The following is a 20,014-nucleotide window of genomic DNA, read 5'->3' on the forward strand; positions in this document are numbered from 1 at the left end:
GATGATGGAAGGGGATACCCCACCGGAGTACCACATAAACTTCAGATGCTTCATAGGTTTCTCCCGACAAACTCAAGCTGATTCACGCAAGGGTGAATTCAGCTTTTTTCGCATGCTCAAATGAAATTATTGCCGAGGAAATTGTAGGATTCGATATTCGAAAGTACCTATCTCCAACGTACCTGGTTGAACATTGGTTTGTGTCAAGGCATCTATCGCTGGCTCAGGTACTGTAACGGTTCCTCCATTGCCATTCATGTTAACAATGACCCATAGGTCATGAGTGTCCGTATGTCTTGGTGCTACAATAGTGCCGGAAGTCACGTCGGTTCTAAGCGTTACCTCGGCCACCGCTGCATAGTGATCAATAAGCTTGCGCAGCAGGAGATCTCCTTCTTCTCCGGTTGGCATAGAGCCGAGCATCACAATCTTGCCTTTGCCACAGCGGTATTCAGTTATAAAGGCTTTGCCTGGTGCTAATCCTTCCTCTAAAGTACCTATGACAGATGCTCCAGCTGCTTCAAATACCGAGCTCCACATTCCCAGCGGTGCGGATACACCAAATGCGCTCCCGAGCGTACTGGTGCCTTCCATCGGATAAGTATATAAGGTTTCAATTCCGGCTAGCTGCTCTAGCTCTTGACTTAATGCAGCATCGGTATGTACGGTGTGATTCTCGGTTCTTCCTCCTGTAAGCGGTCCGATAACCCAAACCCCGCCTCGTTCTGCAAGCGCCTTGGCACGTTCTCTATATTCTGGTGAGACATAATGAAGGAACGGAGTAAAAAGCAGCTTATAGCCATCAAGATTAGCTCCTTCCGGAGTCAGATCGCGATGAATCCCCATAGATACGAAGCGCTCGTAAAAGGAAGTAACGAGACCGCGATGATTCAGCTTGCGGTGCGGCTCCGTTTTGAGAAACGCCTTGGAGCGGTCTGAATAAGTGATGGCCACTTCGGCTTGAGTTGGCCGTGAAGCTACAATGACTGGTTCGATCTGCTTACGAGCCTGTTCTACCTCCAGGACACTTTGATAGCCGATAGTTGGCTTACCCCATGCGCTTAGGACGGAACCGTGAGGCTGCTCACAGCCTGCTCTTTGCTGACGCCACAGCCAGTAGCAGAATGCCTCTGCACCAAGCGCGTAAGCGGCAACAGCTTCTGAACGAAGGTAACCGTTCGGGTGCGGCTTGGCATAGCTTTCTAACGAAGCGCTGAATGAAGTGCTTGTTTCCATGATCCAGTAATCTTTGCCCTGCTTGAAGTTGCGGAACAGATCGCAATTGATTAAGTACCCCGGCACATTATCAAAGTTGGCATACGTATCGAACGAGGCGAAATCTAAGTTTTTGAACAGACGCTCATTATCTACATGGAAGGCTACACTGCTGTTATGAGTGATTGGCGCCTTCGAATACTTCCGGATAATAGCAGCCTGCTCGTCCGAAAACTCCGCGATTTTTTCATAAGAGAATAATTGATACATCGTTTTCAATGAAGAGTTATGCAAGAACGGTGCCGCTCCCGGCTGCGGTACTTGTTCAAAAGTATGGTAATATTCGCTCCAAATGTCTGTTCCCCAAGCTTCATTCAACTTTTCAACGGTCCCATAGCGCTCCTGCAGCCATTGATGCCACAAACCTAGGCAGGTACTGCACATACACTCGGCCACATGCGCTTTGAATTCGTTATCGATCTGCCAACCGATGACACCTGGCAGAGGGCCAACCGCTTTAGCGATATGTTCGGTTATGATGGCAGCTCGTTCTCTGAAATAACCATGGTTGGTGCATGCATGCTGTCTCGAGCCGTGGCCCATCACCGTACCGTTCTCATCCACATACATACGCTCCGGGTGCCCGTGAGTAAACCAGATCGGGGGAGTCGGCGTCGGGGTACACATGACGGTTTGAATCCCGTTTTGGTAAAGTTGGTTGATTACATTAACGAAGAAGCTCATATCAATATGACCTTCTTCGGGCTCCATTTTGGACCAAGCGAATTCTCCAATCCGCGCTACATTAATACCAGCTTCCTTCATGAGCCGAATATCCTGAGCGATAACGTCTGCACTCCATAATTCCGGATAAAAGGCAGCTCCGTGATATAATCGTTTTTCCATTTCTCATCTCTCCAGCCTTCAGTTAAATGAACTTTATTCTTCGATTTTAATCATCTTATTAAACTATGGGCTAACGTTCAATTGAAGATTCTTGTTACCCCCCGCCCATTTCCTTAAACATTATTGATTTGTTTGCACTTTTTTGAAAATCACTGATTTCGAACGGTTTTGCCTGTCTTTTTCCCAGTAACATCGATATGCTCAAATGGCTTTTTTCAGGTTCTTCATGAACAAGTTAAATCAGGCTGATGGTGTGGCATACAAATTTAGCTAGAATGGAGATAAACGATGAAAGCAGTTGTTTCCCAAGGAGGTTGATACTTTGCTTCGAGCAAGCAAGCTCTTTTACAAATGCCTTAGTCTCTGTTTTGTTTGCAGCACGACACTGGCTATCGCGGAATTGTTTACAGGGAAAGGTTCATCTTGGAATTTGTATGTACTCATCTCAGGCTGCTTAGCTTTGATGATGATGGGGCTGCTTTATTTGCAGAGGCGCATTATTGATCCAGAGCCCCTGATTGACAAGCAAGAGGAAAAAAGTAAACCGGATGCCATAATGGCAGCGCAGCTTCAATATTTAACGGATATGAAACAGAGGCTGGAGCATCAACTGGACGATCAGGCAGCGCTGCTGAACCGTTATTTTTTGCAGCAGCTGTTCCTGGGAGGCTATACGCAGCCCGAGCTGCATACTCGGTTGGCTCTAATCGGTGGGGCTCCTTTGGAACAAAAGCTGCTCTCTGTCATGACGTTTCGCATGGAGCCGTTAGAACAGACTCGATTCGCCGAGAATGACCGGTATTTGCTTCTATTTGCCATTCGCAATGTAATGGAGGAGCTCATTCCTACCGCTTCGCGTTTAACTCCGGTTTCGATCGAGGATAAGATTGTTCTTTTGACGGCAAGTTCTACCCAGAATAAAGAGATGTTCAGAGCTATGATGGATACTTGGATTGAGATGGTGCAGACCGCAGTTTCACAGTATTTGTCTCTTAAAATAAGTGTAGGGGTAAGCTCTGCGTTTGTAGACCGGATGGGCATTCCCGATGCCTATCAAGAAAGTCTGGAAGCTCTTAAATACCGCATTTGGACTGCTAAGCAGTCCGTTTATTATTACGAAGAACCAACTGTAGGAACCACGAACCTATATCCGCTGCCGCATGAGCTGGAGCAGGAATGGCTGGAGGCAGTCAAGAATTGCGAGATCGAGAGAGCGGATAACCTTTTACATCAGGTTGTTAGGGAAATGGTTCGTCATGCCGGCAGTCCGCAAATGTTGGAGATGTCCATGGTACGCTTATTATTTGCATTTATGGAGCACATGCGGCAATGGGGAATCGTATTCGATATTTGGCAGAACAGCCGTACATCATTGATCCAGCAAGTCTTGAAGCTGCAATCCGAAGCCGAGATCGAACGTTGGTTTAAGCAAGTATTAATGGATCCATGTCTGACTACATTAGAGGGGAACATGAAATCTTATAAAAAAAATCTGCTTGATCAGATCGTAACCATGATTCGTGAAGAATATGATACCGAATTGTCACTTGAAGCTGTAGCCTCCAGGCTGCATTATAATCCGAATTATTTAAGCGGCCTTTTTAATAAAGAAATGAACATCACATTCAGTGAATATTTAGCTAAACAACGGCATGAGATGGCACGTAAATGGCTTATTGAGACCGGCTTGCCGGTCAAGGAAATCGCTTGTAGGCTGCAGTATAAAAATTCCCAGAACTTTATCCGTTCCTTCCGTAAAGGGCAAGGCATGACGCCGGGAGAGTTCAGAATGAAATATGGCAGAAAGCCGATATTTGATGAGATGGCCTATAGGGCTGAAAGGGGTAATGAGCCTGTATTCGAGTAAGTCGGCTATCCATTGAATAATCATAGGATTACAAAGATAATCACAAGATCATCTTTGATACACAGGTATACATAAGATGATAGACCGTAATGATACTCTCTTATATTCTGTTGTTGATAGTTCAAAAAAGAGCTGAAAGAACAAATTAGGAGGGGTTCGAATGAACATGGGAAAGGGCAGAGCAACATATTATAAAAGAAAAGCCGTTACTTCTATTGTATGGTTAGCCATGCTTTCTTTGACGGTAACCGCTTGCGGCGGAAACAGTGCTGGTCGAAACAGCGGCGCGGATAGCGGGAAGAAGGAAGAAACCCCCAAACAACAATCCCTGGCTCCGGAAAAAGCAGATTTGACAATTACGTCCAGCGGCGCGCTAAGCGAAGAGTCGTTTGAGGCAAACTATGGGAAATATTTAAAAGCCAAATTTCCTAACTACACATTCAAATATATTAAAAAGGCTACCGGAAGTCTAATCACTGACCTTATGACCGCAGGCACACCTATCGACATCATATACGAAAGCTCAGGGAATATTTTTGATGGGCTTATCAATCCTGGCTTGGCAATGGATATCAGCGATAAGCTTAAGCAGCATAACGTGGATTTAAGCCGATTTGATCAGGGCTCGATCGATGTTATGCGGCAGCTGGCCAAGGGCGGAATATACGGTCTGCCGGTGAACGACATGACAATGGTGACTTACTATAACAAGGAAATATTCGATCGCTTCGGAGAGCCTTATCCGAAAGACGGCATGACTTGGGAAGAAACGCTTGAAATAGCCAAACGGCTGACCAGAACGGATAACGGAAAAACGTATTTGGGGCTCGTCGTTTCACCGCTGCACTATATTAGGTTAAATCAGCTTTCCGTAGGTGCCGTAGATCCGAAGACAGAGAAATCCTTGGCGCAGGAGGAACGCTGGAAACGGATATATCAGGGCATTTATAAGGCTCAAGGGGATATGCCGGACTATAAAAAATTTGTCGCCTCCAACTCCAACAAAATGCCATACAAAAATGAGTTTTACAAAGAAAAAAATCTCGCTATGTTCGTTTACCTGTCCGACTTGTACTCAGCCAACACGAATGAGCTGGATCAAATGACTTGGAATATGGTTTCTTCCCCAGTATTCAAGGATTCGCCGAAGATAGGAACGCAATCGTACCCGACTTTCTGGAATATCGCATCCATTTCCAAGCAGCAGGATGCTGCCATGGAGGTCCTTAAATATTTGACATCCGATGAATTACAGATGATTGTGTCCAAGCGAGGCGAAATGACCTCATTGAAAAACGATCAAATCCGCAAAGCGATGGGGCAGGATTTAAAGGTGAAAAATATTAATTTCCAATCCACCTACTTCCTTACTCCGGCGGCAAGCTCATCGCGCAGTTCCTTAGAGCCTCTTGCGCAAAAACCGTTGGAATCGGCCATTGTTGAAGTGGCTACCGACGCGACGGATATTAACTCGGCCTTACGGAAAGCGGAAGAAACGGCTAACAAAGCCATTGAAACGGAGAAGAAAAAATAAGCCTTTGAAGAACAAATCAGGCGTTTTCGGGATGTATTCCGAAGCGCTTTTTTTATTTGGCTGCAAAAGTTAAATTTGGACTATGGATTGTAATCGTAACGTATACCAAGATAGAAGGAGGAATTGAGTCATAAAAAGTGAATTTTATATAGTGTAACTCACTGTTTTTTAAGATAAAGTACGCGGCTTTGTTGATTGCAGTACCCTAAGCATTACTGTATAATGAACCGAAGCAAACTAATGGTGGTTTGGTATACTAAACAAGAACAATCAATTAGGGGCTTTTTTCTCATGTACAGTACGTTATCTGTAGTTCTGAAGTAATAGTTTTATAAATACAGTCCATCTCCGCTGCCAATCGTTCTTTCTAGGATGTTAAGCGGTTTCATAAAATAGAGAGCAGCTAGAGCTGCCAGGCTGCTCCCAGGAGGGAATCGTCAGATGCCGAAATATTTAGTGCGTTTGATCAGTTTTACTTTCATAGTAGCGGCGATTCCTGTTATTTCCATTGGCCTTATATCTTATTTCATAGCTTCTGGCGATATAGAGGATAAAGTCAAAGACGGAAACATGCAGGTTTTGCTGCAAACTCAGATGAGGGTCGAGCAGGTTCTGAAAACGTTGGAACTTACCTCCCTTCAATTTGTCAATTCACCGTTGGTCGCTTCGTCCGTGAATGAGAATTTGAGCTATGATGATTTCGCGAAGCTTCGTGACTTATCCAAAGGCTTGTACAACCTGCAGACGTTTACGAGTGTAAGGGAAGCTTATTTGATTAATTTCAATATGGACTGGATGGTCAGCTTTTCTACATTCCGGCGTCTCAGCACTTACCCTGATCGGGATGTATTGACCTCTTATGCGAAGTATCCGAACAGTTTGTTTTGGATAACCCAAAGTCCCAAATCACAGGACAAGCCAGTCGATGAGGAAGGCAACACTCAGGAAGCGTCTACACCACCTGTAATTCGGATGGTCTATAAAATTCCAGTCATCCCCATGACCAACCAGCCCAAAGGTCTTCTCGTTGTAGAAATATTGAACAGCCAGGTCAAGAACCTGTTGATGAACAACAAGAAGCTGGGTGAAGTGTATGTATTGGACAGGGAAGGTCGCAACTTCCTGCTAGAGGATAACGAGGTAGACAACAATCAGGCTATTCATGCGCTAGTAGCTGATAGGGTTCGCGAGACGCAGGAAGATTCCGGTTTTTTTAACGCATACGTCAATGATAAAGAATTAGGCATTTCGTACCGATCTTCGCCTTATAACGGGTGGACTTACATTTCTGCCGTATCCATCCAGGATATTACGAAGCAGTCGAAGAAAATTGCCTGGGTTACTTTTATAGCATGCACGGTCATCTTCGTTTTGGTTGGGATTCTTGCCTTTTACGGCAGCCGACGTATGTACTCACCTATCAAACGATTATTCGAATTCACGAAGCAAATCGAGGTGGAGGGTCAGGAGCACAAGGACGAAATTGTCCGGATTGAACAGCGCTTCCGAACGTTATTCAGTACGGAGAAACAGCTGCAGCAGCAGGTGCGTGGGCAATTCAGCCAGTTGAAGGAGTTTCTTGTGCTTAAGCTGTTTACGGGACAAATCTCGGACAGTGACTTCGCCTACCGTTCACAAAAGTTTGGCTTCCCTACAGAGTGGAAATGTCTTGGTGTCCTAACGGTACAGATCGATACGCTGCAGGAGAGCAGGTATCGCGATCATGATAAGGAACTTCTGCTGTTCGCCATTAACAATATGGTCGGAGAGCTGATTCCGCAGCAGGATAGGTTCAGTCCCGTATTACTCGATCAATCGCAAGTGACGCTGCTCGTTTGTCGTTCCGACAATGAAGCTGAGCGTAAAGCCTATTTCTTCCAGACGGCTGAAATGATTAAGCAAAAGATTCACGAATTTTTGCAGCTGCCGATCAGTATTGGAATAAGCCGACCGTTCGAGAAAGCGACGGAATCGGTATTGGCTTACGGGGAATGTCTTGAGGCGTTGAAGTGCAGAATCAGCCTAGGTAATGAAATCATAGTTCATTATGAGGATATTGATGCAGGCAAGAAGGAAATGGAGATTACCGTCTACACTCAGTTGAAGCTGCTTGAAGATCAGCTCGTAAATTCACTCAAGCTGGGTGAAGTCGACCGTGTAGATATGGTGTTCGATAAATATATTGCCGTCATCGTCGAGAAAGGCATTCACTTTAACGAGTATCCGGCGCTTATGATGCAGCTAATTTCTAAAGTATATCAACTGGTACAGGAGCAGGGCGGCTCTGTGAAGAAGGTACTCGGCAGCAAAGCGACGATAGACCATTTCCTCAAATTAAATACGTTGGAGGATATTATCAAATGGTTCAAAGTGGAGCTGTTTGAGCCGATCATCAGCTTCTTGAATCATCAGGCTGAGTCGCAGTACGTCAATATAGCCAATCAAATGGCGAAGCTCGTACATGAACGGTTTGACCAGGATATTTCGCTTGAGGCTTGCGCGTCGATATTGAATTTCCATCCGGTTTACTTAAGCCGGGTGTTCAAGAAAGAGATGGGCATTAATTTCAGCGAATATTTGGCTGAATACCGCATGAATACGGCCAAAACATGGCTGGAAAATACGAGCTTGAAAATATCGGAAATCGCGGAAAAGCTGAACTATACCAATACGACCGCGTTCATACGAACGTTCCGTAAAATTGTAGGGATGACGCCAGGACAGTATCGCGACCAATATAATAAAGATTAAGCATTAAAACGATATAAGCACAAAAAAAGGGCTATCCCAATGTTCATCATAGATGACGAAGGGACAGCCCTTTTGCTGCTTAATAAATAGAGTTAGTAATTAAACCCGCTTATTACGACAACGGCCGGTCGAGGAGCATGGCTGCCTGGGAGGCTGCCCCAACGGCTCGTAGGTTTGGAAGCCTCGGTTGTATTTGCACCCGGATGCTGTACCGCTACAAACATGGAGCGTTCGTCGGGTGTAAAGCAAGGACCGACGAGTGCAGCGTCGTTCGGAGCGGAAGCGAACTGCATTATTTTGCGTTTGGGCGAAACCGGTGAAACGATGGCGAACAAACCGTTATTTTTAAAATCGGTGTAGGCTCCTTGATTTAATTGACCAGGAGCTATGTTTGTGCCAACCCACAGATTGCCGAGATGATCTGCGATCAAGCTGTCCGGAGAACTGAATTCACCTTGGCGTCCGCCGCTTAGAATGGTCTCCAGGCTGAACTCGAGCGCTCCATAATTACTGTCCTTCTCGATGAGGCGGCTAATCTGTCCATGCAGGTTGCCATGCCGAACATTGTTTGTATGAGTGATGAACAATGTCCCTTCCTCCGGGCTGAGTTGTACGGTTTCCGGACGGTCGGAAGGTGTGGCGCCAAGAATGAGCGCCGCTTCACCAGCATACACATACACATCCGCTTCTTCTTTAAACAGCTCCAGCAACTCTTCCCTGGTGTATTCGATGGGTTCAGGGAGCTGGAAATGCAGGTCATTCAATGCGTCACGCACAGCATCAATGGATAGGGCAACCCAGCGTCCATGAACAAGATTTGCGGCATATAACGTACCCTCAGTCAGCAGCTCGGAATTGGCTTTTCCTTTGGCTGATGCGTAGGTGCCTTTACTTATGTATTTATAGATGCAGGCATAAGCAGCGCCGTCTCCCATATAGACAACAGCTTGGCCTTCCTTGCTGAGACTCATTGCGATACTGCCATGTTGAAACCGTCCAAGTGCCGTTTGCTTACGCAGCTTGAAGCTGGTGTCGAAAGGATCGATCTCAGTTACCCAGCCATAGTGCGTCTGAGGCAGTCCAAGCTCCCGGCTGGTGTCGGCAAAGCTTCTCTCTCCAGAGAGCTGTGTGCCCCAGAGCGTTTTGCCTCCAGAACCGTTGCCTAGAGAACCTTGAACTCGGCTAGCCCCATGAACCGATTTAGCGCCACGTGCCGGTCCGGCCAGATCAATTGCCTCCAGACCCGTGACCCGGCGAGCGTAAGGGGATGTCTTGTCCAATTTCCAAGTGCCATCCGTATCGCGATAAACGCCGATGACCGAACCGCCTTGATTGTATAGTAACTTCTGAATTTGCGATGGGGAGTAATGTCCGTTCGGTTTGCTCCCTTCTACCCATAAAGGATCTGTCGATTCGTGGTTCACCCAGAGTAAGCCGTTGACAGAGGAGCCATCAATAGGGTGATAACAGGTGTAGCTGTTATTGAAGCCGAACGTATCTCCTTTTGCATTGATGGTGTCGCCGTATGCTGCGAGAATATGGGATTTGAAGCCTTTGGGTAGTACAAGCTCGTCTTGATTAGATGGCTCAATGAGTCCGGGAGATGTGGTCAGAGGGGTGCTTGGGTAACTAAAAAGAGCCTTAGGACTCTCCTCAGCTGATGCTTTGCCGCTGAATAGGCCGAGGCCAGAGGAGGCGGCGAGCAGTGTAGCCGTTCCCGAGCCGACATATGCCAAAAAGGAGCGTCGGGAAATTTGCTTGTTTTCGTTCATTATGATCCTCCTTTGAATTTGTAGATTCACATGATATGTAAGCTATTTATATGAAAATATATCTAGTAAAAGAGAGGTTATAAACATTATAATAGGGACTAAGACTTATGTATATAGTGTACCTCGCTAATATGACTCTAGAGGTGAGACATGATTACTCAGATATTGTCGACTCCTGACGATGATCCTTTTTTATACGACTTGTACGCCAATGTCCGCAATGAAGAAATTAGCGCCTTCGGATGGAATGATACCGAGAAACAGGCGTTTCTTGGCATGCAGTTTGAGATGCAGCAGCGTTCATACCGTATGCAGTATCCGAATGCAGAGCATCGGATCGTACAACTGGACGGCAGGCCGATAGGCCGGCTCATAACAGCAGAAGCAGCACAGTCCATGCTGCTGATCGATATTTCGATGCTGCTGGATTACCGTAACCAGGGTATAGGGACTCGGTTAATACGCGAATTGCAATCCCAAGCGGTGGCATTGGATAAATCTGTACAGCTTCATGTTAGGATAGGTAACCCTGCCAAAAGCTTATATGAGCGGCTAGGGTTTCGAGTCCATCAGTCAACAGAAGTGTACGAAGCAATGGAATGGCAGCCTGCCTATATTAAATAACAAAGGGGGTAAATCGTAACCATGGAGTTTTCACTAGCTGCTTTCAGAGAAGCAGTAAATACGAATTTTATTGTTGTGTTGGATGGAATGGAAGTGTCTCTGCAGCTTAAGAGTATCGATGAATTGGCTATTGGGCCTGAAATAGAGCAATTCTCGTTGCAGCTAACAGGACCACAGGCACCGTTTCTTCCGCAGCAACTATATAGGCTGCAGCATGAAAAATTGGGGGAGCATGATTTGTTTATGGTTCCGATAGGGCAGGATAGCGATGGCTTCTGCTATGAAATTGTATTTAATCTATTAGTCAGCCGTTAATCAAAATTTTAATATAAAAGGAGGAACATGAGATGGCTGATCCATACGTTGGGGAAATCCGGATGTTCGCGGGAAACTTTGCTCCCGCAGGCTGGATGTTATGTCAGGGGCAAATCTTGCCCATATCAGAAAACGATACGCTATTCAATTTAATAGGCACTACTTATGGTGGAGATGGTCAATCGACCTTTGCTTTACCGGATTTGAGAGGACGGATTCCGATACATGCAGGGATGTCAAATGGAAATTCGTATCAACTGGGAGGAATGGGCGGAACAGAGCAGGTTACTCTCACAGTCAATCAAATTCCTGCTCACACCCATGCAATGATCGGGCAACCGAAACGAGGAAATACGAACTCTCCCCAAGATGCCTTTTGGGCGAAGTCTACTTTGAATCAGTTTGCCGCACCCTCCAATTCTCCGCAGCCTATGAATCCAGGTAGCATTTCGCCTGCCGGCGGCAGTCAACCACACGAGAACATGATGCCTTACCTCGCGGTCAATTTTATTATTAGTTTGTATGGAATTTACCCTTCGCAGAATTAAGATTCTCAATGTTCAATGTGTACGATTTCTAATTCTATCATTTTTTATCATCCAATAGTAAGGAGGACAATGTTTTATGGGAATGCCCATGTTAGCTGAAATTAGGCTTTTTTCTTGCAACTTTGCCCCCAAAGGATGGGCGTTGTGCAACGGTCAGATAATGACAATTGGCCAAAATCAGGCGCTATTTTCATTGCTGGGTACGACTTACGGCGGCGATGGACGGACAACGTTCGCTCTTCCGAATTTACAAGGCAGGGCCCCGGTACATACAGGCAACGGCATTAATTTGGGACAAGTTGGCGGCGAGGTTGCCCATACACTAATAATGAATGAGCTGCCGGCACATACGCATCAAGTGAAAGGAAGCAGCAAAGTTGCTCTTACCCCTACTGCTATAAACAACAGTTGGGCGGTGACGGCCGCGAGCTCGTATAGCAGACAAAGCACTTTAAATATGGGAGAAAACGCACTTCATCCGAGCGCGGTATCCTCAGTAGGAGGCAATCAGCCGCATCTCAATATGCAGCCGTATTTGACTTTGAACTTTTGTATTGCACTAGTAGGAGTTTTTCCATCACAGAACTAGGTTAGGGGGTCAAACGGTGTCAGCACCATTTGTAGCAGAAATTCGTATCTTTGCAGGCAATTTCGCACCTAAAGGGTGGGCTTTATGTAACGGACAGCTAATGCCTATTTCGCAAAATACGGCTTTGTTTTCATTGCTGGGCACAAACTACGGCGGAGATGGCAAGTCCACCTTTGGTTTGCCTGATTTGCAGGGCAGAGTACCGCTGGGGCAAGGCAATGGGGAGGGCCTATCGGATTATGTCATCGGGCAATCGGAGGGAAGCGAGACCGTAACGCTGCTTTCTTCTGAAATGCCGCAGCATACGCATAATGCTATGAGTGCCGGAGCAAGCACTAGTGGAACAGAACCAGCTCCTCAGAATGGAGTTGTGTGGGCGAACACAACAACTGGGTCGGCTTATGATACGGCAGCACCTACGTTACCTATGAGTGGATTATCTATGGGTGTTTCGGGAGGGAATCAGGCTCACAACAACAGACAGCCTTATCTGGGATTGACGTTTATTATTGCGCTGCAAGGAGTCTTTCCACCACGATCGTAGTTGTGTAGTTTGCAAGAAATTGAGAAGAAAGGGGGAGTTACAATGCCAAAGCATCTCGAGTTAACAGGTAGCTTAATTGGAAGAGAGCGACAACAGCTTATCTTGAAAATCGGCAGCATACTGCTTATACTTGCTTGTCTTACCATAGGGATCACGGCGAAGGCGTCAGCTGCTACTTTTACAGTAGACAATCTGACGGATCAGACGGATCGGGATTGCGCAGTAGCATCCAAATGTACGCTTCGTGCAGCCATCGAGAAAAGCAACGCTACAGCAGGTCCGAATACGATTGCTCTAGGTACAGGTACGTATGAGCTGAGTCAGGGGCCTATTGTAATTTCAAACAATAGTGTGTCGATTAACGGAACGAATGGTGACCCTACCCAAGTGATCATTGATGGTAAAGCAAAGCGAGCCTTTGTCATATCAGGTGTGAGCGTTACGTTTAACAAATTAACAATCCAGAATGGTAAGGCAACTCCTGACGCTTATGGTTATGGTGGCGGTGCCATTGCTGCCAAGCTTCAAGCCGGGAATGTACTGACTCTTAACGGCAGCATGATTAAGAACAATACGGCCGAAGACGCGACGGGCGCAGGGTATGGCGGCGGTTTATACGTGACCGGTCTGGCGGGAGCCAAGGCTTCCATAGTAAATACAGATTTTACCTCGAACGTTGCCGGGGAACGAGGCGGCGGCATGTATATAGAAGGAGACTTGGACGTACAAATTGATCAAGGATCATTTGTTACGAATACAGCCAAGACAGAGTTAGGCGGCGGTCTGGCTATATTAGCGGGCTCGCCCAGCAACTCAGCCACCATCACGATCGTGAACAGTGCTTTTAATCAAAATAAAGCATTAGGATCATCTGATGACGGGATCGGCGGCGGGTTGTATCTTAATGCCCCTGCGACACTTACCGGTACGACCTTTACGGGAAATACGTCTAACAGTGACGGCGGCGGTATGTTCTTGACCGTCTTTGATCCCGCTAAAACGACCGGGCTTACGAATGTGACTTTTACAAATAACATTTCGACGACAGGCAAAGGGCCGGGATTATTTATTCAAAACGGCAATCCGGTTATAACCAATACGAAATTCGCTGGGAATCTTCCGGCTTCTACCCCTTCTATTGGAATGAACTCGAGTCCTGTGCCTCCGCTTTCGCCTGCAAGTCCGATGCAAACCTCAGACAACAAGGCCTACATAGGGGGAAGCTGGACGACGAAGGATGTAACGATCGCAACGGATGCATCGATCGACGGAGGAGCGACTTGGAATAAAGGCCCGATCACCATATCGACGGACGGTGATTATACGACGATCTATAAGCAAGAAGACCAGCTCCACAATGCGGTTGAGTCACAAGCGGTGCAAGTGAAGCTGGATAAAACGAAGCCTGTTCTCAGCGTAAGCTTGACATCTGGCGGACAAAGCTACACTGACGGGACATGGACGAAAGACGATATTATTGTGGCCGCTGCTGCCAGCGACACTACGAGCGGCGTAAATGCAAGGCAGTACTCCATTGACGGGGGAGGCACATGGAAAACGTTCACGGATAATGTGGCGATTTCGATTGCCACCAGCGGGCAGTATTCGCTACATATTAAGGCAACCGACAATGCGGGGAATGAAGAACTCCAGAGCTACTCAGTCAAGCTGGATAAACAGGCTCCGTCACTTTCGACGAGCTTGAACTCGAACGGAGCTCCTTATGTAAGCGATACGTGGGCGACGAATCCAGTTGATCTGGAGATCACCGCTTCGGATAATGACAGCGGGCTAAGCTCCACTCAATATTCATTCGACAACGGAATCAATTGGAACGATTATACAGCACCGGTCAGCATAACAGCTGACGGTACGTATCAGGTTGTAGTTAAAGCGGTCGATAAGCTCGGCAATACAGCTCAGCAGAATTACACTGTGAAAGTTGATACGACAAAGCCTACTTTGTCGGTGAAGTTAATATCAGGCGGAAGTGATTATACGAGCGGTACTTGGAGTAAAAAGTCTGTTACCATGGATGCTTCTTCGACCACAGATAGTGGCAGTGGGTTGAGTTTACGCCAATACTCATTGAATGGAGGCGTCAGTTGGACTGATTACAACAATCCTTTGAATATCAGTGCGGATGGCTCTTATGACGTGCAATTCAGGGCGACAGACCATGCAGGCAATACGTCCCAACAAAGCCTCAATGTGAAGATTGATCAGACGGCTCCAAGTTTAGGAGCTTTGGTGAAAACTAACGTCGGCGCGCCTTATGTCAGCGACACATGGGCAACGGAGAGCGTGACACTGGAGCTTCAGCCAAGCGATGCGACGAGTGGAATTGCATCTGTTCAATATTCTTTGGATAACGGAACCATTTGGAACAGCTACAGTAACCCTGTGACGGTAACCGACGGAGTCTATAACGTTAAGGCCCGTGCAACTGATAATGCCGGAAATGAAAGCTTAGCCAGCTGGATTATAAAAGTAGACACAGTCGCTCCAGAGCTGGACGTTACGATGGAGGTAGACAGTCAAGCTTATCCTAGCGATACTTGGGTGAACAAGCCAGTTACATTCAAGCTCAGCGCAAACGATAATGGCAGCAGCCAAGAGCCGTTGAAACCTGTGCTGCGGTATTCCTTGGACGGCGGTACGAAGTGGAATAACTACACGACAGGAGTTACCGTGACGGACGGCGTGTATTCCGTTAAAGCGCAAGCTTCTGATACAGCAGGAAATATGACAGAGAAATCAGTCATTATTAAGGTCGATCAGACCGCACCAAGTATAGCAGTCGATATGACCTCTAACGGTCAGCCATACGTTAGCGGTGCGTGGACGTCACAGGATGTGACTTTGCAGGTTACAGCTAATGATAATGTAAATGGCTCAGGGCTAGATGCTACGCAATATTCACTAGATGGAGAAATGACTTGGGAACATTATACGGCACCTGTTACCCTATCCGCGGATGGTACGTATGCTGTTGTTATCAAAGCGTCTGATCAACTTGGAAACACCTCTCAGGTGAACGTAACTGTAAATATTGATGCGGCAAAACCTGATGTATCAGTGGAACTCAAAACCGGTGATGCAAATTACACGGAAGGCACTTGGAGCAAGCAGGCAGTGACTGTTAAAGCTACATTTGCAGATACCGTAAGTGGTCTGAGCTCCAAGCAATACTCATTAGATGGCGGTACGAGCTGGATCAATTATACAGGAGCATTTGATTTAACGTCCGACGGAACTTACGACGTTCAAGTCAAGGCGGTAAATAATGCGGGGAATGTCACTCTGCAAAGCTTTACTGTCAAAATAGATCAGACCGCACCAAGTCTAGCTGTCGATATGACCTCTAACGGTCAGCCATACGTTAGCGGTGCGTGGACGTCACAGGATGTGACTTTGCAGGTTACAGCTAATGATAATGTAAATGGATCAGGGTTAGATGCTACGCAATATTCATTAGATGGTGCAAAGACTTGGGAACATTATACGGCACCTGTTACCCTATCCGCGGATGGTACGTATGCTGTTGTTATCAAAGCGTCTGATCAGCTTGGAAACACCTCTCAGGTTAACGTAACCGTAAATATTGATGCAGCGAAACCTAATTTATCAGTGGAACTAAAAGCTGGTGATGCTAATTACACGGAAGGCACTTGGAGCAAGCAGACAGTGACTGTTGAAGCTACATTTGTGGATATGGTAAGTGGCCTGAGCTCCAAGCAATATTCGATAGATGGCGGTACGAGCTGGATCAATTATACAGGAGCATTTGATTTAACGTCCGACGGAACTTACGACGTTCAAGTCAAGGCGGTAAATAATGCGGGGAATGTCACTCTGCAAAGCTTTACTGTCAAAATAGACCAGACCGCACCAAGTCTTGCAGTCGACATGACATCTAACGGTCAACCATACGTTACCGGTGCGTGGACGTCACAGGATGTGACTTTGCAGGCAAGCGCCAACGATAATGGAAGTGGGCTGAGTCACTTGCGGTACAAGCTCGAGGATGAAGCAAGCTGGAGCGAATACAGCGGGGCTCTTACCTTTACTGAAGCGGGACATTACAAAATGATGCTTCAGGCTGAAGATCAGTCAGGCAATCTTGCCACAGCGGATACTACGGTAAACATCAGTAAATCAGCGGCAAAGGTTAAGCTCGTACCGAACTCTTCTTCATTGACTAATGGAGACGTCGGTGTATCCGTTACGGCAACAGTATACGGCCAGAACCAGGGTAATACGGTTTCTGTAGCGAAGTTTACACCAGGCGACCAACAGGCTGCTTTCTTCAACGGAGGCGGAGGGCAAGCTCTGCCTGTGGGTGATTTGAAGTTCAATGCGCATGATAACGGTATGTACTCTGTATATGTTCAAGATGCTGCGGGGAATGAAACTGTACAGAAGATTGAAATTACGCAGATCGTACGCGATGTGCCCGGATTGGAGCTGAGTTTCTCACCAAGCGGATTAACTAACGGCCAAGTTACCGTATCCGTAACCGCAACGGTGTACTGGGAAGAGAAAGGTAACTCCTTACAGTTAAAATGGGCTGATGGCATCCGGGATGCCGCTTATTTTGCAGCCTCAGGCAATGATTTAATCGTATCGGAAAATAAGGCGTCTTTTGCAATTTTCAATAACGGCATCTATTCCGTCTATGCGAAAGATCTGGCAGGTAACCATAGCATTGAAACGATTGATATCCAGAACATTAGCCGGACAAAACCAACGATATCGCTTAGAGCAGTGCCGGTAGATTCTACATATGAACAGTTTGAAATTACGGTTACTTCAGCCGTTTACGGCAGCTCGAACGGAATTGATACGATCAAATGGGCACCGGGACGACTGGATAACACCTATTTCGAAGCTGGCAGCGGCAATGTTTTAGGTAAAAATAATCCGGTTAGCTTTAAGGTTACGGAGAATCGAGACTATACCGTTTATGTCAAGGATTTGCTGGGCAATTCGGATACTCAATGGATTACAGTAACTCAAATAAACCATGCTCCGACGGTATCTGGTCATACGGTTTATGGAACTCAAGATACTGAGTTGACGTTCTCTCCTGCGGATTTTCCATTCATAGATGCAGATGGAGATGCACTTGTACAAATCAAATTATTGTCCCTACCGGCTTATGGCGTATTGCAGTGGAATGGAAGAGCAGCGACGGTCAATCAAGCCGTTTATCTAGCTGACTTAACGAATCTTACTTACAAGCCGCAAGCGGGCTGGGCAGGAGAAGACTCGTTTGAATGGAACGGTTCGGATGGCAAGACTTTAGCTGCTGTGCCTGCAATAATGAAGATCAACATAAGACCGGGTACAGGCCCAGTCAACCATCCGCCTAGCGCTGGAACGGTTCAACTGACAACGGCCATGAACACAACGGTTCAAGGCAGGTTGATAGGTCATGATCCCGATGGAGATGCGCTGACTTATAGTATGGATACACAAGGTAAGCTGGGTACATTCGTTCTGTTGAACACAACCACAGGAGATTTTGAATACAGGCCAATACCAAATGCTACAGGCACCGATACCGTAACGTATTCTGTGTACGATATTCAAAGGGCTTCAGCTTCTGGAACGGTTCAAGTCACGATTTCTCCCAAGAGCGTTTCGAACCGGGCGGAGCTAACATCGCTCTCGTTATCTACAGGATCGTTAACACCGGCGTTCAACGCTCAAGTGTTCAGCTACAATATGAATGTAACGAATGCGGTGTATGCGACAACGGTCACGGCGTCTGTGTATGAACCGCGTGCAACCCTAATGATCAACGGTATCTCTATAAGCAGCGGTAAGACTAGTGATCCGATTGCTCTTCAACAAGGCTATAATACGATTGTAGTGAAGGTAGTTGCAGAAGACGGGAAGTCAACTAACACTTATACGATTACAGTATATCGCGAACCGATTCACTATCCTTCAAATCCTTCGAAGGGTTCTGGCTCTTCGGGTACAGTCCCTGCTGTGACTGATCCGAATACCGATTTAAAGGGACAATTCAACGGAAAGACGATTGATGATTTAGGCACTGTGGTAACTGAAAAGGTGGACGGACAGCTTGTTGCGACTGCAACCATGGATTCCGACAAAGTCAAGGAATTGCTAGAGCATGCAGGCTCCAAGCCTTCGTTTACGGTTGTAATAAATGGGGATAACGATCGTGCTGTTCTGAATATGGATTCCGCAACTGTAGGCATGCTGCAGAACAGCGCGGCAACGCTGCAGCTTCAGTCCAATTTGGGCAACTATGTTTTACCTTTTAGTGCATTACGCATGGATGCGATAGCAGGACAGTTCGGTCCTCAAGTGAATCCGGCCGATATTTCGCTCAAAATTACGATTTCCAAGACTGCAGCAGAAGTTGTAAAACAGGCGCAAGAGCGGGCCAAAGAAGGACAATATTCCATCCTGTTCCCACCGATTGATTTTACAGTCACCGCGGTGTATAAGGACAGAACCTCTGAGATCCATGTCTTTAGCAGCATGGTTAGAAGAGAGCTTCCAGTTCCGGCCGATGTGAATGCGGATCGGATTACAACAGCGGTTGTGGTGCAGCAAGACGGAACGGTGTATCATGTGCCGACTCGAGTTACCAACCATGATGGCAGATCGTTTGCTGAGATCAGCAGCTTAACGAACAGCACTTATACCGTGATTGCCAATGCCAAAGCTTTTGATGATATGACGGGACATTGGGCACAGCGCGAAGTGAATAACATGGCTTCCCGCATGGTCGTACAAGGAGTTGCGGCCGGGAAGTACAGCCCGGATTCACCAGTTACTCGGGCTCAGTTTGCAGCTATTGTCATCCGCGCGCTGGGACTCTCCGATCAAGGGCAGCAAGCAGGAACGTATAGCGACGTACGGAATCATGAGTGGTATGCCGGTGTTGTTGCACAAGCCAGCGCGTTCGGTCTCGTATCCGGCTATGAAGACGGTACCTTCCGTCCAGACCGGACGATTACAAGGGAAGAAGCACTTGTCATTATTGCACGGGCAACCAAGCTTGCAGGGCAAACGATGAATCTCAATACCGCCGATCCTAAAGCGATTTTGTCCGGCTTCCAGGATCAAGAGGAGATTGGTGATTGGGCGCTGCGTGAAGCAGCTCAAGCGGTACAAAGCGGCTTGATCCAAGGCAGTGATGATGGCTTGAAGCCGAAAAGCGATATGACCCGCGCCGAAACGGCTGTCATTTTATACCGTCTGCTTGTTAAGACGAGCTTGATTAACGGTTAACTTATAAACTGTCATTAAGCATGATAGTTGGATCTGATGAGAAAAGGGGCTCCCCCAAGCCATTGGTAATGGCT

The 20,014-nt window shown here is 46.8% G+C and carries 11 protein-coding genes; 9 read left to right on the top strand and 2 right to left on the bottom strand.

Annotation, left to right across the window (positions count from 1 at the left end):
• Positions 1-126: 126 nt before the first annotated feature.
• Complete coding sequence (locus tag QMA13_RS06540) at positions 127-2,121, bottom strand: beta-galactosidase (protein ID WP_282940351.1); 1,995 nt, start codon at positions 2,119-2,121, stop codon at positions 127-129.
• 322 nt (positions 2,122-2,443) lie between these two features.
• Between QMA13_RS06540 and QMA13_RS06545 the strand changes: the two genes are divergently transcribed.
• From QMA13_RS06545 to QMA13_RS06555, 3 genes are all read left to right on the top strand, one after another.
• A complete protein-coding gene (locus QMA13_RS06545) occupies positions 2,444-3,988 on the top strand; it encodes a helix-turn-helix domain-containing protein (RefSeq protein ID WP_282940353.1) in 1,545 nt (514 codons plus the stop codon).
• Positions 3,989-4,148: 160 nt separating this feature from the next.
• On the top strand, positions 4,149-5,522 hold the full coding sequence (locus QMA13_RS06550) for an ABC transporter substrate-binding protein (protein WP_282940355.1): 1,374 nt from the start codon (positions 4,149-4,151) through the stop codon (positions 5,520-5,522).
• A 441-nt stretch (positions 5,523-5,963) separates the two neighbouring features.
• A complete protein-coding gene (locus tag QMA13_RS06555; protein WP_282940356.1) occupies positions 5,964-8,273 on the top strand; it encodes a helix-turn-helix domain-containing protein in 2,310 nt (769 codons plus the stop codon).
• Positions 8,274-8,365: 92 nt separating this feature from the next.
• On the opposite strand, the gene QMA13_RS06560 is transcribed toward QMA13_RS06555, so the two are convergent.
• Positions 8,366-10,045 (bottom strand): PhoX family protein, encoded by a 1,680-nt coding sequence (locus QMA13_RS06560; RefSeq protein WP_282940358.1) that lies wholly within the window; start codon positions 10,043-10,045, stop codon positions 8,366-8,368.
• 150 nt (positions 10,046-10,195) lie between these two features.
• Here QMA13_RS06560 and QMA13_RS06565 point away from each other — a divergent pair, with 150 nt between their 5' ends.
• The 6 genes from QMA13_RS06565 to QMA13_RS06590 all read left to right on the top strand — a co-directional run bounded on the left by QMA13_RS06565 (position 10,196) and on the right by QMA13_RS06590 (position 19,940).
• Positions 10,196-10,669, top strand: a complete 474-nt coding sequence (locus QMA13_RS06565; protein WP_282940360.1) for a GNAT family N-acetyltransferase — start codon at positions 10,196-10,198, stop codon at positions 10,667-10,669.
• 21 nt (positions 10,670-10,690) lie between these two features.
• Entirely contained in the window at positions 10,691-10,984 is a 294-nt protein-coding gene (locus tag QMA13_RS06570; protein WP_282940362.1) for a DUF6916 family protein, read from the top strand.
• Positions 10,985-11,016: 32 nt separating this feature from the next.
• On the top strand, positions 11,017-11,532 hold the full coding sequence (locus QMA13_RS06575; protein ID WP_282940364.1) for a phage tail protein: 516 nt from the start codon (positions 11,017-11,019) through the stop codon (positions 11,530-11,532).
• 76 nt (positions 11,533-11,608) lie between these two features.
• Positions 11,609-12,121 (top strand): phage tail protein, encoded by a 513-nt coding sequence (locus QMA13_RS06580; RefSeq protein ID WP_282940365.1) that lies wholly within the window; start codon positions 11,609-11,611, stop codon positions 12,119-12,121.
• A gap of 16 nt (positions 12,122-12,137) precedes the next feature.
• On the top strand, positions 12,138-12,665 hold the full coding sequence (locus tag QMA13_RS06585) for a phage tail protein (RefSeq protein ID WP_282940366.1): 528 nt from the start codon (positions 12,138-12,140) through the stop codon (positions 12,663-12,665).
• Positions 12,666-12,707: 42 nt separating this feature from the next.
• Entirely contained in the window at positions 12,708-19,940 is a 7,233-nt protein-coding gene (locus QMA13_RS06590) for an OmpL47-type beta-barrel domain-containing protein (RefSeq protein ID WP_282940368.1), read from the top strand.
• Positions 19,941-20,014 lie beyond the last annotated feature (74 nt).

The sequence above is a fragment of the Paenibacillus sp. RC67 genome, assembly GCF_030020805.1.
Taxonomy (GTDB): Bacteria; Bacillota; Bacilli; order Paenibacillales; family NBRC-103111; genus Paenibacillus_S.

What these genes read in the sequence shown, in the direction of transcription:
- QMA13_RS06540 (WP_282940351.1), bottom strand. Translation starts at nt 2,121, where the DNA reads ATGGAAAAACGATTATATCACGGAGCTGCCTTTTATCCGGAATTATGG.
- QMA13_RS06550 (WP_282940355.1), top strand. Translation starts at nt 4,149, where the DNA reads ATGAACATGGGAAAGGGCAGAGCAACATATTATAAAAGAAAAGCCGTT.
- QMA13_RS06555 (WP_282940356.1), top strand. Translation starts at nt 5,964, where the DNA reads ATGCCGAAATATTTAGTGCGTTTGATCAGTTTTACTTTCATAGTAGCG.
- QMA13_RS06560 (WP_282940358.1), bottom strand. Translation starts at nt 10,045, where the DNA reads ATGAACGAAAACAAGCAAATTTCCCGACGCTCCTTTTTGGCATATGTC.
- QMA13_RS06565 (WP_282940360.1), top strand. Translation starts at nt 10,196, where the DNA reads ATGATTACTCAGATATTGTCGACTCCTGACGATGATCCTTTTTTATAC.
- QMA13_RS06570 (WP_282940362.1), top strand. Translation starts at nt 10,691, where the DNA reads ATGGAGTTTTCACTAGCTGCTTTCAGAGAAGCAGTAAATACGAATTTT.
- QMA13_RS06575 (WP_282940364.1), top strand. Translation starts at nt 11,017, where the DNA reads ATGGCTGATCCATACGTTGGGGAAATCCGGATGTTCGCGGGAAACTTT.
- QMA13_RS06580 (WP_282940365.1), top strand. Translation starts at nt 11,609, where the DNA reads ATGGGAATGCCCATGTTAGCTGAAATTAGGCTTTTTTCTTGCAACTTT.
- QMA13_RS06590 (WP_282940368.1), top strand. Translation starts at nt 12,708, where the DNA reads ATGCCAAAGCATCTCGAGTTAACAGGTAGCTTAATTGGAAGAGAGCGA.